The sequence below is a fragment of the Comamonas sp. w2-DMI genome (genome assembly GCF_040187735.1).
In the GTDB taxonomy this organism is placed as follows: Bacteria; Pseudomonadota; Gammaproteobacteria; order Burkholderiales; family Burkholderiaceae_C; genus Comamonas; species Comamonas terrae.
Genome location: NZ_JBANEL010000022.1, coordinates 30,783 through 44,727, shown reverse-complemented (window position 1 = coordinate 44,727; position 13,945 = coordinate 30,783). Strand labels below are relative to the sequence as shown.

General features: G+C 63.6%; 6 protein-coding genes, 5 tRNA genes and 1 pseudogene. All 12 read right to left on the bottom strand.

Annotated elements, in window-relative coordinates:
- Positions 1 to 9: 9 nt before the first annotated feature.
- The gene (locus tag V8Z74_RS20035; RefSeq protein ID WP_349710901.1) at positions 10 to 1,953 is read right to left on the bottom strand and encodes a tyrosine-type recombinase/integrase; all 1,944 of its coding nucleotides are present in this window, start codon (positions 1,951 to 1,953) and stop codon (positions 10 to 12) included.
- 226 nt (positions 1,954 to 2,179) lie between these two features.
- Positions 2,180 to 2,255 (bottom strand) — tRNA-Gly (locus V8Z74_RS20030).
- Positions 2,256 to 2,263: 8 nt separating this feature from the next.
- Positions 2,264 to 2,337: transfer RNA gene (locus V8Z74_RS20025), tRNA-Cys, on the bottom strand.
- Positions 2,338 to 2,352: 15 nt separating this feature from the next.
- Positions 2,353 to 2,428 (bottom strand) — tRNA-Gly (locus tag V8Z74_RS20020).
- Between the two features lie 59 nt (positions 2,429 to 2,487).
- A tRNA-Gly gene (locus tag V8Z74_RS20015) sits at positions 2,488 to 2,563 on the bottom strand.
- 104 nt (positions 2,564 to 2,667) lie between these two features.
- Entirely contained in the window at positions 2,668 to 5,082 is a 2,415-nt protein-coding gene (lon, locus tag V8Z74_RS20010; protein ID WP_349710900.1) for an endopeptidase La, read from the bottom strand.
- Between the two features lie 161 nt (positions 5,083 to 5,243).
- A complete protein-coding gene (gene clpX, locus V8Z74_RS20005) occupies positions 5,244 to 6,506 on the bottom strand; it encodes an ATP-dependent Clp protease ATP-binding subunit ClpX (RefSeq protein ID WP_066483690.1) in 1,263 nt (420 codons plus the stop codon).
- 152 nt (positions 6,507 to 6,658) lie between these two features.
- Positions 6,659 to 7,267 carry an ATP-dependent Clp endopeptidase proteolytic subunit ClpP gene (gene clpP / locus V8Z74_RS20000; protein ID WP_349710899.1) on the bottom strand — a complete coding sequence of 203 codons (609 nt, stop codon included), beginning with the start codon at positions 7,265 to 7,267 and terminating at the stop codon, positions 6,659 to 6,661.
- 354 nt (positions 7,268 to 7,621) lie between these two features.
- On the bottom strand, positions 7,622 to 8,932 hold the full coding sequence (gene tig / locus V8Z74_RS19995; RefSeq protein ID WP_349710898.1) for a trigger factor: 1,311 nt from the start codon (positions 8,930 to 8,932) through the stop codon (positions 7,622 to 7,624).
- Between the two features lie 367 nt (positions 8,933 to 9,299).
- A tRNA-Leu gene (locus V8Z74_RS19990) sits at positions 9,300 to 9,386 on the bottom strand.
- 87 nt (positions 9,387 to 9,473) lie between these two features.
- Positions 9,474 to 12,682, bottom strand: a pseudogene (locus V8Z74_RS19985) (efflux RND transporter permease subunit).
- Positions 12,679 to 13,923: an efflux RND transporter periplasmic adaptor subunit gene (locus tag V8Z74_RS19980; RefSeq protein WP_502879586.1), complete on the bottom strand. Its 1,245-nt coding sequence runs from the start codon at positions 13,921 to 13,923 to the stop codon at positions 12,679 to 12,681. The pseudogene V8Z74_RS19985 and the gene V8Z74_RS19980 overlap by 4 nt, the downstream one beginning before the upstream one ends.
- Positions 13,924 to 13,945: the final 22 nt, after the last annotated feature.

Here is a 13,945-nt window from a genome sequence, read left to right as displayed (position 1 = left end):
GCGCGAGGCCTAGACTCCCTCAAGCACCACTGCGCTATCCACCAGCCGACGAATGCTCTGACGCACATCCTCGGGGACGGGGCGCGGTGCAACGGCCTCGGGCATGTCCGCATGCTGCTGGTAGTCGCCCATGATGACCCGGATGATCGCGGGCACGTTGCTCGGCGTGACCGCATCAATGGCCGCGCGATCACCCAGGTCGGGGTTCGGCTGGGTCAGCATGCGGTACAGGTCCCACGAATCCGCGTGCGGGCACTGGTTCATGAGCGCCTGGGCCAGCCTGTGCTTGAGCGGCAGCAACTGCCAATCGGGAACCCGCTGCCCCCGGTTGCCCAGGCTGATGGACAGTAGCTTGCCCGCTTTCAACTCGCGGTTGATCTGGTCCTTGGACTTCCCGGCCAGCTTGCCGAACAGCGGGACCGGCAGATTGTTCGGCGACTCGTAGATGGCCAGCATTTCCGCGCGCTCGCGCTGGATGGCGGACACTTCCGGCTCCGGGGCATGCATAGGGGGTGGCGGCACCTGCGACAGTCGTCGGAACGTGCCTCCACCGTTGTTCGGGGTCACGACGATCGGTGTGGCCACTACTGGCGGCACACCAGGGATAGCGGGCTCGGCCACCGAGGGAACCGCGCCCACCGCTTCCTCCACTTCTGCCATCGCCGGCACCCCATCGATACGGATGGTCAGGTGCGCGCTCGCGGCTTCCAATTCGCCCTGTTCGAGCAAATCGAGGCGATCAGCCCAGTCCTGCATCATCCGGCGGCGCGGCTCCACGTACTTGGCGTGGTTGTAGGCCGAACTCACCTTGTTCGGATCTGAGTGCGAAAGCTGCGCGTCCACCCAAATCTTCGGGTACCCGATCTCGTTGAGTGCTGTCGAGATGGTGCCGCGGATACCGTGGCCGGTCAGGCGTCCTTCATACCCCATGAGCTGCACGGCCTTGTTGAGGGTGTTCTCGCTGATGCGCTTCTTGAGTTCGCTCCGATGCGACAGCAGGTATTTCTGCGCCGGCCGCATCACACCCAGGAGATAACGCACGATCTCGATGGCCTGCAGCGACAGAGGCACGATATAAGGTGGCACGTCCTGCGGCCGCTTGCCGGCCTTGCGCATTTCGTCCTGGAGCTGCTTAACGACCTGCGGCGGGATGATCCACAAGCCGCGGTCGAGATCGAATTGCTCAGGCTCGGCCAGCCGCAGCTCGCCCGTGCGCACCCCAGTCAGGAACAGCAGCCGGACGCCAAGCTGGGTCTGCCAGCCCCGGGGGTTGTAAAGCCGGAGCTTCTGAAGGAACTCGGGCAGCTCGGGTAGGTGCAGGTAGGGGTTGTGGGTCACCGGGGGCTTGGGCTCGGCAACCACGTCCAGGTCGGCGGCCGGGTTGACCTCCAGCCCCTCGGCGATGACCAGGGCATAGCGGAACAACTGGTTGAACCAGGTACGAACCTTCTCGGCGGTCGTGAACGCCTTGCGCTTCTCGATCGCCGCCAGGACGCCCAGAAGTTGAGGTCGGCGAATGTCGTAGATCGACATCTTTCCCAAGGTGGGCAGCACGTCCTTGTTGAAGATGCGCAGGATCTGCGACATCGTACTTTGGCGCCCTTCCTTGAGTTCTTTGCGGCGATGCTCTACCCAGGCATCGAAGACGTTCTTGAAGGTATGCTCACCTGCCAGTTTGGCCGCGTGACGCCTCCGGTCGCGCTCGACCTGGGGATCGATCCCCCTGGCGAGTAGGGCCTGGGCCTTGTCCCGCTCGACGCGGGCCTCGCGCAGGCTGAGGGCGGGATACCCGCCCAAGGACATGCGCTTCTGCTTGCCCAGCCAGTAGTAGCGGAATAGCCACGACTTGCCGCCTGCGGCAGAGACCAACAGACCCAAGCAGTCGTTGTCGGAGATGGTGTAGCGCTTGCCGGTGGTCTTTGCCTGCCGGACGGTCAGATCAGAGAGTGCCATTTCGAGGCTCCTAAGTTATGACTTAGGCCCTATGCTCGTCTTGGTCCCCGCTCAGCCCCAGCAACTATCCGGTAGCCGACCCACCCGCATTCTTGTGCCTCAATTGGCGCCTCAAAAACGCTGGCTGTAGGTGGATTTCCGTGGCACTCGCTGGAATGAAAAAAGGGGCCGAAGCCCCTCTTTTCAACGACTTACAGACGTCAGTGGAAGTCTGTAGATCATAACTTGGAGCGGGAAAACGGTCTCGAACCGTCGACCTCAACCTTGGCAAGGTTGCGCTCTACCAACTGAGCTATTCCCGCAAAAAATCTGGAGGCGCGAACCAGAGTCGAACTGGTCTAACCGGATTTGCAATCCGGGGCATAACCGCTTTGCTATCGCGCCAAGATCACTAAAACCTGGAGCGGGAAAACGGTCTCGAACCGTCGACCTCAACCTTGGCAAGGTTGCGCTCTACCAACTGAGCTATTCCCGCATTTTCAAGCGACCACCGCCACCTGAATCGAATCCGCCTTGCGGCAGATTCTGAAAATCTGGAGCGGGAAAACGGTCTCGAACCGTCGACCTCAACCTTGGCAAGGTTGCGCTCTACCAACTGAGCTATTCCCGCTTATCTACCGAAGCCCAACATTGTACAACGTTGTTTGCTGCGATGGAATGAATTGTAGCGCAGTTCTTGAAGGGTTCAGGAAAAACGCCACAATTTTTTCAAACTCAATGCTTGACCGCAGTTTCGGACGGCTTGGCATCGGTGGCCGCAACGGCTGCTACCGGTTCCTCGGCCAGGGGCTCTGGCACATGCTCCAGCGCCACCTTGAGTACCTGATCGATCCACTTGACGGGCACGATCTCCAGGCCGCTCTTCACGTTGTCCGGAATCTCCTGCAGGTCCTTGACGTTTTCCTCGGGGATCAGCACGGTCTTGATGCCGCCACGCAGGGCCGCCAGCAGCTTTTCCTTGAGGCCGCCGATGGCCGTCACTTCGCCACGCAGGGTGATCTCGCCCGTCATGGCCACATCGGCTCGCACGGGAATGCCCGTCAGAGCGGAAACGAAGGCCGTCGTCATGGCGGCACCGGCGCTCGGGCCGTCCTTGGGCGTCGCGCCATCGGGCACGTGCACGTGGATGTCCTTCTTCTCGAAGGCCTCGTCCTTGATGCCCAGCAGACGCGCACGGCTGCGCACCACGGTACGGGCGGCCTCCACCGACTCCTTCATCACGTCGCCCAGCGAACCGGTGCGCGTGATCACACCCTTGCCGGGCATGGTGGCGGCTTCGATGGTCAGCAGATCGCCACCCACCTCGGTCCAGGCCAGGCCCACGACCTGACCGACCTGGTTGTTGCGTTCGGCATGGCCATAGTTGTACTTGCGCACCCCCAGGTATTCGTTGAGGTTCTCGGCGGAAACCACGACCTTGGGCTGGAGCTTGCCCAGCTGCAGACCCTTGACCACCTTGCGGCAGATCTTGGAGAGTTCGCGCTCCAGAGAACGCACGCCGGCTTCGCGCGTGTAGTAGCGCACGATGTCGCGGATGGCCGACTCGGTGACTTCCAGCTCGCCGTCGCGCACGCCGTTATTGGTGATCTGCTTGGGCAGCAGATAGCGCATCGCGATATTGGCCTTCTCGTCTTCGGTGTAGCCCGAGAGGCGGATCACTTCCATGCGGTCCAGCAGGGCCGAAGGAATATTCATCGAGTTCGACGTGGCCACGAACATCACGTCGGACAGGTCGAAGTCCACCTCGACGTAGTGGTCGCCGAAGGTATGGTTCTGCTCGGGATCCAGCACCTCCAGCAATGCACTGGACGGGTCGCCGCGAAAATCCATGCCCAGCTTGTCGATCTCGTCGAGCAGGAACAGCGGGTTGCGGGTGCCGACCTTCTCCAGGCTCTGCAGCACCTTGCCCGGCATGGCACCGATATAGGTGCGGCGGTGGCCGCGGATCTCGGCCTCGTCGCGCATGCCGCCCAGCGCCATGCGCACGTACTTGCGACCGGTGGCCTTGGCGATGGACTGGCCCAGCGAGGTCTTGCCCACGCCCGGAGGACCGACCAGGCACAGGATCGGCGCCTTGACCTTGTCCACGCGCTGCTGCACGGCAAGATATTCGAGAATGCGGTCCTTGACCTTTTCCAGACCGAAGTGGTCCTCGTTGAGCACAGCCTCGGCATTGGCCAAGTCGTGCTTGATCTTGGTCTTCTTGCTCCAGGGCAGGCCGGTGAGCACGTCGATGTAGTTGCGCACCACCGTGGCCTCGGCCGACATGGGCGACATCAGCTTGAGCTTCTTGAGCTCGGCTTCGGCCTTCTTGCGCGCCTCGGCCGGCATGCGGGCCGACTTGATCTTCTTTTCGATCTCCTCGATGTCGGCCCCGTCCTCGCCTTCGCCCAGTTCCTTCTGGATGGCCTTGACCTGCTCGTTCAGATAGAAGTCGCGCTGATTCTTTTCCATCTGGCGCTTGACGCGGCCGCGGATGCGCTTGTCGACGTTGAGGATATCCACCTCGCGGTCGAGCTGCTCGAACAGGTTCTCGAGGCGCTCCTTGATGTCCACCAAGTCGAGCACGGCCTGCTTGTTCTCGAGCTTGAGCGGCAGGTGCGCGGCAATCGTGTCCGCCAGTCGTCCGGCATCGTCGATGCTGGCGATCGAGGTCAGGATTTCCTGCGGAATCTTCTTGTTGAGCTTGACGTACTGGTCGAACTGCTGCGTCACGGCGCGGCGCAGGGCTTCGATCTCGCTGGGCTTGCTGGCCTCTTCGTCAGGCTCCACAGGCACCACGGACGAGGTGAAGTGCGACTCCTCGTCGTTCACGTTCTTGACCAGGGCACGCTGCTGGCCTTCCACCAGCACCTTCACGGTGCCGTCGGGCAGCTTGAGCATCTGCAGGATGGTGGAGACGCACCCCACATCGAACATGTCTTCGGCGGCCGGCTCATCCTTGGAAGCGGTCTTCTGCGCCACCAGCATGATGCGGCGATCCCCTTCCATGGCCAGCTCCAAAGCCTTGATGCTCTTGGCGCGACCCACGAACAGCGGAATCACCATGTGCGGGAACACCACCACATCGCGCAGCGGCAGCAGTGGCAGGTCTAGCGGTGTGGAAGGCAAAGGGGTTTGTCCAGACATAGGTATCCTCGGTTTCTTTGCGGAAGATGGTCCGCCTACCGGTGTATTTCAACCCTGAGACAGAAATTGTTTTTCCCGCCTCAGGGATATGGGCCTTGGAAGGCCCGTAAGGCACGATGCCGGCCGCCTCTTGCGTCCGGCGCCACATTGCCTGTGCTCCATCAGGCTTTTTTTGCAGCTTCCCGGTAAACCAGCAGCGGGGCCTTGCCGTCCTCGATGGTGGCTTCCTCCACCACGACTTTTTCCACGTTCTCCGCATTGGGCAGCTCGAACATGGTACCAATCAGGGATTGCTCCAGGATGGAGCGCAGGCCGCGAGCGCCGGTCTTGCGCGCCAGCGCCTTGCGGGCAATCGCCTTGAGGGCCGCGGGGCGGATTTCCAGCTCCACGCCTTCCATGGCCAGCAGCTTGCTGTACTGCTTGACCAGCGCATTCTTGGGTTCGGTCAGGATCTGCACCAGCGCGTCCTCGCCCAGTTCGGCAAGCGCCGTCACCACGGGCATGCGGCCCACCAGCTCGGGAATGATGCCGAACTTGATCAGGTCTTCGGGCTCGATTTCCTGGAACACTTCCGAGATCGAACGCTGCTTCTTGCTTTTGACCGCAGCGCCGAAACCGATGCCCGAGGCCTCGGTACGGTTCTCGATCACCTTTTCCAGGCCCGCGAATGCACCACCGCAGATGAACAGGATGTTGGTCGTGTCGATCTGCAGGAAGTCCTGGTTCGGGTGCTTGCGTCCGCCCTGGGGCGGCACGCTGGCCATGGTGCCTTCGATGAGCTTGAGCAGGGCCTGCTGCACGCCTTCGCCCGAGACGTCGCGCGTGATGCTGGGGTTGTCGGACTTGCGCGAAATCTTGTCGATCTCGTCGATGTAGACGATGCCGCGCTGCGCGCGCTCCACGTCGTACTCGCAGCTTTGCAGCAGCTTCTGGATGATGTTCTCGACGTCCTCGCCCACATAGCCGGCTTCGGTCAGCGTGGTCGCATCGGCCATCACAAAGGGCACGTTGAGCTGGCGTGCCAGCGTCTGGGCCAGCAGCGTCTTGCCCGAGCCCGTGGGGCCGATCAGCAGGATATTGCTCTTTGCCAGCTCCACTTCGTCCTTGCCAGCCTTGTCCTTGTAGCGCAGGCGCTTGTAGTGGTTGTAGACCGCCACGGCCAGCGTGCGCTTGGCCTGCTCCTGGCCGATCACGTAGTTATCGAGATTGGTCTTGATTTCGGCAGGCGTGGGCAGATCGCTGCGGCCTTCCTTGGCATCTGCGGCCGGCTGTTCGTCGCGAATGATCTCATTGCACAAGTCAATGCATTCGTCGCAGATGAAAACGGATGGACCTGCAATCAGCTTCTTGACCTCATGCTGGCTTTTGCCACAGAAGGTGCAATACAGATTCTTTTCGGTGGAAGAGCCTTTTTTATCGGCCATGGGGGCAGTGCCTCGTTGCAAAAAAACGAAAAAAGATGATAACCAAAGACAAAGCGGCGTTTCCCTTCAAGGGCAAACGCCGCCATTGACCGCATCAGGGTCATAGAGCGTATTCACGGCCAGGACAGAGCCGGCCTGGCGGCCGGCCCTGCTCAGGCACGCTTGCTGATGACCTGGTCAACCAGACCGTAGTCCTTGGCCTCCTCTGCCGACAGGAAATAGTCGCGCTCGGTATCGTGCCGGATCTTCTCCAGGGGCTGGCCTGTGCGCTCGGCCAGGATCTTGTTCAGGCGCTCGCGCGTCTTGAGGATCTCGCGGGCGTGGATCTCGATCTCGGTGGCCTGGCCACGCGCACCGCCCAGCGGCTGGTGGATCATGACCTGGGCATTGGGCAGCGCATAGCGCTTGCCCTTGGCGCCGGCAGCCAGCAGGAAGGCGCCCATGCTGGCAGCCATGCCCGTGCACAGCGTCGAGACGTCCGGCTTGATGAAGTTCATGGTGTCGAAGATCGCCATGCCCGCCGACACGCTGCCGCCGGGGGAGTTGATGTAGAAGGAAATATCCTTGTCGGGATTTTCGCTTTCGAGGAACAGCAGCTGGGCAACCACCAGGTTGGCCGTCTGGTCGTTCACTTCCCCGACCAGGAAAATCACGCGCTCCTTGAGCAGGCGCGAGTAAATGTCGTAGGAGCGCTCGCCGCGACCCGACTGTTCAATGACCATGGGCACCATGCCCAGATCCAACGTTTCCAATGCGCTCATATCTTCTCCAGTGCTATGCGCCTACTGTAGCCGCAATCCAGAACGTATTCACGATCTTCTCGACGCTGCGCCAGCAACTTCGCGGGAGGGGATGCCAGGCGTGGCTCGCAGCCACTAGCTCGCTATTGGCAAGATTCGCAACACCGCAGACCACCCGCAAAGGCGCTACTCCTAAGGATCGGGGTGAAACCGGGCGGTTTCTTCGCTCTCACCCCGATTGCATCCCAACGCAGCAGCGACAAGATCGTAAACACGTTCCAAAAGAAAATGGGGCTTGCGCGTAAAAGCACAAGCCCCGCCCGTCATGTCTTGTTCACCTGCCGCCAGGCGGCAGGCACGACAGGGTCCAAGCTATCAGGCCTGGCCCATCAGTTCGTCGAAGGACACGGCCTTGTCGGTCACCTTGGCCTTGCCCAGCACGAAGTCGGTCACGTTGTTTTCGATCACGACGGCTTCCACCTCGGCCAGGCGGTTGCGGTCGCCGAAGTACCAGCGCACCACGTCCTCGGGCTTTTCATAGCTGGAGGCCAGCTCTTCCACATGGGCCTTGATCTGCTCGGGCGTGGCCTGCAGGTTGTTGGTCTTGACCAGCTCGGCCACGACCAAGCCCAGGCGCACGCGGCGCTCGGCTTGAGGCAGGAAGATGTCTTCGGGGATCTCGGCCTGGGCGGCGTCCTTGATGCCGCGCTGCTGCAGTTCGGCACGGGCGCCTTCCAGCAGGCGGGCCACTTCTGCCTGAACCGAAGCCTTGGGCAGTTCCAGCTCGGCCTTGGACACCAGGGCATCCATCACGGCCTGCTTGTTGCGGCCCTGGACGCGGAACTTGACTTCGCGCTCCAGGTTCTTCTTGATGTCTTCGCGCAGGGCTTCTACAGAGCCGCCTTCCACGCCCAGGGTCTTGACGAACTCTTCGTTGACTTCGGGCAGCTGGGGCGCTTCGACCTTCTTGACCGTCACCAGGAAGTCGGCGGTCTTGCCGGCCACGTCCTTGCCGTGGTAGTCAGCGGGGAAAGCCAGGGGGAAGGTCTTGGATTCGCCAGCCTTCATGCCGCGCACGGCGTCTTCGAATTCCTTGAGCATCTGGCCTTCGCCGACCAGAAACTGGAAATCTTCGGCCTTGCCGCCGGCAAAGGGCTCGCCGTCGATCTTGCCTTCGAAGTCCACGGTCACGCGGTCGCCGTCCACGGCAGCCTCGGCTGCAGCACGCTCGGTGAAAGTGCGGCGCTGCTTGCGCAGGATGTCCACGGTCTTGTCGATGGCGGCATCGTCCACTTCGGCGGTCAGCTTCTCGACTTCGGCCGTTGCCAGGTCGCCGATCTTGACTTCGGGCATCACTTCGAACACGGCGTCGAACTGGGCTTCGCCCTCGGGCGCGCCTTCCTTCTCGGTGATCTTGGGCTGGCCGGCCACGCGCAGGTTGGCTTCGTTCACGGCGGCGGCAAACGCTTCACCCACCTTGTCGTTCAGCACTTCGTACTGGACGGAATAGCCGTAGCGCTGAGCCACCACGCTCATGGGCACCTTGCCGGGACGGAAGCCGTCCATCTTCACGGTGCGGGCCACCTTCTTGAGGCGGGCATCGACTTCGGACTGGATGGAGGACAGGGGCACGCTCAGCGTGATCTTGCGCTCGAGCTTTTCAAGAGTTTCGACGTTAACGGCCATGATTTTTCCTATGAGGGATGTGGACCGTGCAGGCTGCTGCTGCAACCCGCACCGTAATTGCGCAAAGTCACGGTGCGCACAGACAAAGAATCTTGCGAACTGCGGCACCTTGGATTTTCCGGAGCCTGCATCCGGCGGCTGTGGCGTCTGGCGCCAGGCGGTCGTGAATGGATACAGGCGAAGCCGACCATTATAACGAGGCGCCAACCGCCCCTATCCCGAGCCCGCAACCGGGTTTGCCCGCAAGGGGCCAGGGAATGCTGGCAATGCCTTGCCCCTTCACGCGCCGGAACCGTGCATGGCCAGGCATGAAAAAAGCCCGTATCTTTCAGGGGATACGGGCTGGGTCGCCGTGGCGGGAATTTCTTGGTGCGCGGAGCCGGACTCGAACCGGCACGGTGTTGCCACCGTCAGGACCTAAACCTGGTGCGTCTACCAATTTCGCCACCCGCGCGGTCCAGCAGAGAGCGCAAAAAAGCGTCTACTGCGGTCAAGATGCAGATTCTAGCCGCAATTTTTTACCTCTCTGGCCAATCTGCCTCTAGGCATTCTCGCGCTTGATGCGAAAGACTGCGGCATACATGGCCGGCAGCGCCAGCAGCGTCAGCGCGGTGGCGACGATCAGACCGCCCATGATGGCCACGGCCATGGGGCCCAGAACACGCTGCGCGACAGCGGGATCATGGCCAGCACGGCGGCCGCGGCCGTGAGCACGATGGGGCGCAGGCGGTGCACGGCCGCCTCGACGATCGCATCCCAGGCCGCCAGGCCCTGGGCCCGGCCGGCTTCGATCTGGTCGATGAGGATCACAGAGTTGCGCTGGATCATGCCCATCAGTGCCACCACACCCAGCAGGGCCACGAAGCCGAACGGGCGCCCCAGCAGCAGCAGGGCTGCCGCCACGCCGGGAATGCCCAGCGGCCCGGTGATGAACACCAGCAGCGAGCGGCTCACGCTGCGCAGCTGCAGCATGAGCAGCGTGAAGACAATGAACAGCAGCACCGGCACGCCGGCCACGATGGCGCCCGATCCCTTGGAGCTTTCCTCCACCGCGCCGGCCACCTCGATGCGGTAGCCCGTGTCGCCGGCCGCATGCCATGCGGACTCGATCTCGCGCAGCCTCGGCAGCAGTTCGTTGGTGACGGTGGCGCCCTGCAAGCCTTCGCGCACGTCGCCCTGCACGGTGATGGCGAAGTCGCGCTTTTCGCGCCACATCACGCCGGGCTCCCAGGCCATGGCGGGCTTGGCGATCTGCGTGAGCGGAATGGACTGGCCCGTGCCCGTGGTGACATAGGTGTTGGCGATGTCGGAAATCATGTCGCGCTCGTTCCCGGGCGGCCGCATGACGATGTCGATCAGCTTGTCGCCCTCGCGGTACTGGCCCACGGTGGTGCCGCTGAAATTCATGCTGGTCGCATCGGCGATGGACTTGCTGGTCACGCCCAGGGCGCGGGCCTTGTCCTGGTCGATCTGCAGGCGCACCACCTTGATGGACTCGTTCCAGTTGTCGTTGACGCCGCGCATGTCGGCGTTTTCCATCATGACCTTCTTGACCTCGTCCGCATAGGTGCGCAGCTTGGCGGGGTCGCTGCCCATCACCCGGAACTGCACCGGATACGGCACCGGCGGCCCGTTGGGCAGCAGCTTGACGCGGGCGCGCACCTCGGGGAACTCTTCGGCCATGAGCGCCGGCAGCAGCTTGCGCAGCATCTCGCGCTCGGGCAGGCTCTTGGCGACCAGGATGAACTGCGAGACATTGTTCTGCGGAAACACCTGGTCCAGCGGCAGATAGAAACGCGGCACACCCGAGCCAATCCATTCGCTGACCGATTCCACGCCGTCCAGCCGCATGAAGCGCTCCTCCACGCGGCGCGTCACCGCCTCGTTGGCCTGCAGCGCCGTGCCTTCGGGGAACCAGATGTCCACCAGCACCTCGGGACGGCTGGAGTCCGGGAAGAACTGCTGCTGCACCTTGCCCATGCCCGCCAGCCCCAGCACGAACACCAGTACCGTGGCGGCGATGGTGAGCCAGCGGTGCTGCACGCACCAGTCCACCATGCGGCGGAAGCGGTTGTAGAACGGGCTGTCGAACACTTCATGCTCGCCGGCCGCTGTGTTGATGCCGGCGTCCTCGGCCCGGACCTCGCCCGACGCCACCTCGGGCGGCAGGGTGGCCGCATGGGGCGGGCGCTTGAGCAGCAGCAGGCCCAGATAGGGCACGAAGTACACCGAGGCGAACCAGCTGAGCACCAGCGCGATCACCGTCACCGCGAAGATGGCAAAGGTGTACTCGCCCGTCATGGACTTGGCCATGCCGATGGGCAGAAAGCCGGCGGCCGTGATCAGCGTGCCGGTCAGCATGGGCTTGGCCGTGATCTCGTAGGCAAAGGTGGCCGCGCGGTATTTCTCGTAGCCCTCTTCCATCTTGCGCACCATCATCTCCACGGAAATGATGGCATCGTCCACCAGCAGGCCCAGGGCGATGATGAGCGAGCCCAGCGAGACCTTGTGCAGGCCGATGCTCCAGTACCACATGGCCAGGAAGGTGGCCGCCAGCACCAGCGGAATCGTGATGCCCACCACCAGGCCCGGGCGCGGATCGATGTACCAGCGCCTGTACCAGGGCTGCCGCCCTTCGCGCTTGTGAAAGCCCAGGCTGATGAAGCTGACGGCCAGCACCACGACCACGGCCTCGATCAGCACGTGCACGAACTCGCCCACGGAATCGGCCACGGCCTTGGGCTGGTCCTGCATATTGGTCAGCGTCACGCCGGCCGGCAGGCTCTTGCCGATCTGGGCCGAAGCCTCATGCAGGGCCTTGCCCAGGCGGATGATGTCCCCGCCCTTGATCATGGAAACGCCCAGCGCGATGGCGTTCTGCCCCTGGAAGCGCACCTTCACATTGGCCGGATCGGCATAGCCGCGCACGATGGTGGCGATATCGCCCAGCCGCAGCATGCTGCCCGAGGGGCCGCGTATCGGCATGGCGCGCAGCTGCTCCATGTCGGCGAACTGGCCATTCACCCGCAGCTGCAGCGTGTCCTGCGGGGCCTGGACCACACCCGCGCTGGCCACGGCGTTCTGCTGGTTGAGCTGGTCCAGCACCTGGTTGAGGTTCAGCCCCAGCTGCGACATGCGCTGGGGCGAGATCTCCACGTACACCTTCTCGTCCTGCACGCCGAACAGGTCCACCTTGGCCACGTCGGGCACGCGCAGCAGGCGCTGGCGCACGTCGTCGGCCATGGTCTTGAGCTCCGCATAGCTGAAGCCGTCGGCCTGCAGCGCGTAGATCACGCCATAGACGTCGCCGAAATCGTCGTTGAAGAACGGCCCCTGCACGCCTTGCGGCAAGGTGTAGCGCATGTCGCCCACCTTCTTGCGCACCGTGTACCACAGCTGCGGCACCTGCCCCGGCGGGGAGTTGTCCTTGAGCTGGAAGATGACCTGCGACTCTCCGGGCTTGGAGTAGCTGCTGATCTTGTCCGCGTACGGCACTTCCTGCAGCGTGCGCTCTATCTTGTCCGTCACCTGCTGGGCCATCTGCTCGGCCGTGGCGCCCGGCCAGTAGGAGCGGATCACCATGGCGCGGAAAGTGAACGGCGGATCCTCGTCCTGCCCCAGCTGGAAATAAGCCGCAAAGCCCAGCACCATGATCACGACCATGAAATAGCGCGTCAGCGCCACATGGTCCAGCGCCCAGCGCGAAAGATTGAAATGCGCCCCCGGCGCAGCCTTGCGCGGCGCGCTCACCGGCTGCCCTCCGCGGCCTTCGCCCCGCCAGCCCCTACGGTTTCAGGAGCATCAGGCGCATGCCCTTCCTTGGTTTGCGCAGAATTCTTTGCATATTTGTCGCGGTAGACCGTGACCTTCTGCCCCGGCGTGAGCACATGCACGCCGGTCGCCACCACCTGCATGCCGGGCGCCAGGCCCGACGCGATCACGGCCTCGTTGCCGTCGGCCGTGGCAATCTGCACGGGCTGCAGCCTGACGGTGCTGCTGGCCGCATCGAACACCCATACCGCCGTGCCCTGGCCGCCGCCCCCTTCTTGGCGCAAGGCCGTGGTCGGCAGCTTGATGGCCGCCTGGCCGGCAGCATTCATGCCCTGCGGCTGGGCGCGGATGGTCGCACCCAGCGGCAAGGCCGCCTGCCCCGGCAGCGCCACCTTGACCTGGTAGGTGCGCGTGGCCGGATCGGCACTGGCAGCCACCTCGCGCACCTGGCCCTCCAGCGGCGGCTGTTCGCCGGCCCAGGGCGTGATGCGCACGCCCTGGCCGATCCGGACGGCCGCGCGCTTGTCCTCGGGCACGCTGAACACGGCATCGCGCGCGCCGTCCTGGGCAATGCCCATGACCGGCGTGCCCGCAGCCACCACCTGGCCGGGCTCGGCATTGACGCTGGTGACGATGCCGTCCGCATCGGCCACCAGCAGCGTGTAGTTTTCCTGGTTGGACTGGGCGGCCAGCTGGGCCTTGGCCTGGTCCAGCGTGGCCTGGGCGGCCTTGAGGCTGGCTTCGCGGCGCTCCATCTCGGCCGCGCTGATGAAGTTCTGGGCGCGCAGCGCGCCAAAGCGCTTGACATCGGCCGCCGCCAGATCGCGCTGCGTGGTGGCCGAGGCCACCTGGGCGCGCGCCGCATCGGCGCTGAGCTGGTAGTCGCGCGCATCCAGGCGCGCCAGCACCTGGCCGGCCTTCACATGCTGGCCCAGCTCCACCTCGCGCTTGACGATCTTGCCCGCGACACGAAAGCCCAGGCGCGACTCCACGCGGGCGCGCACATCGCCCGAATATTCGAGCTGCGACTGGATCTGCCCTTCGCCCACCGTGAGCAGCTTGACCGAGCGCACCGGCTCGGGCGCAGCCTCCTTGCTGGAGCAGGCCGACAGCAGCACGGCGGCGGCCACTGCAGACAGGGCGCCAGCATGCAGAACGCGGGAGCGCAGGCCCTTCTTCGCGAGGGGCAGGCGGAAAATGAGAGGGTTGGTTGAAGCCATGGCGCAGATTGTGCACGAGCGT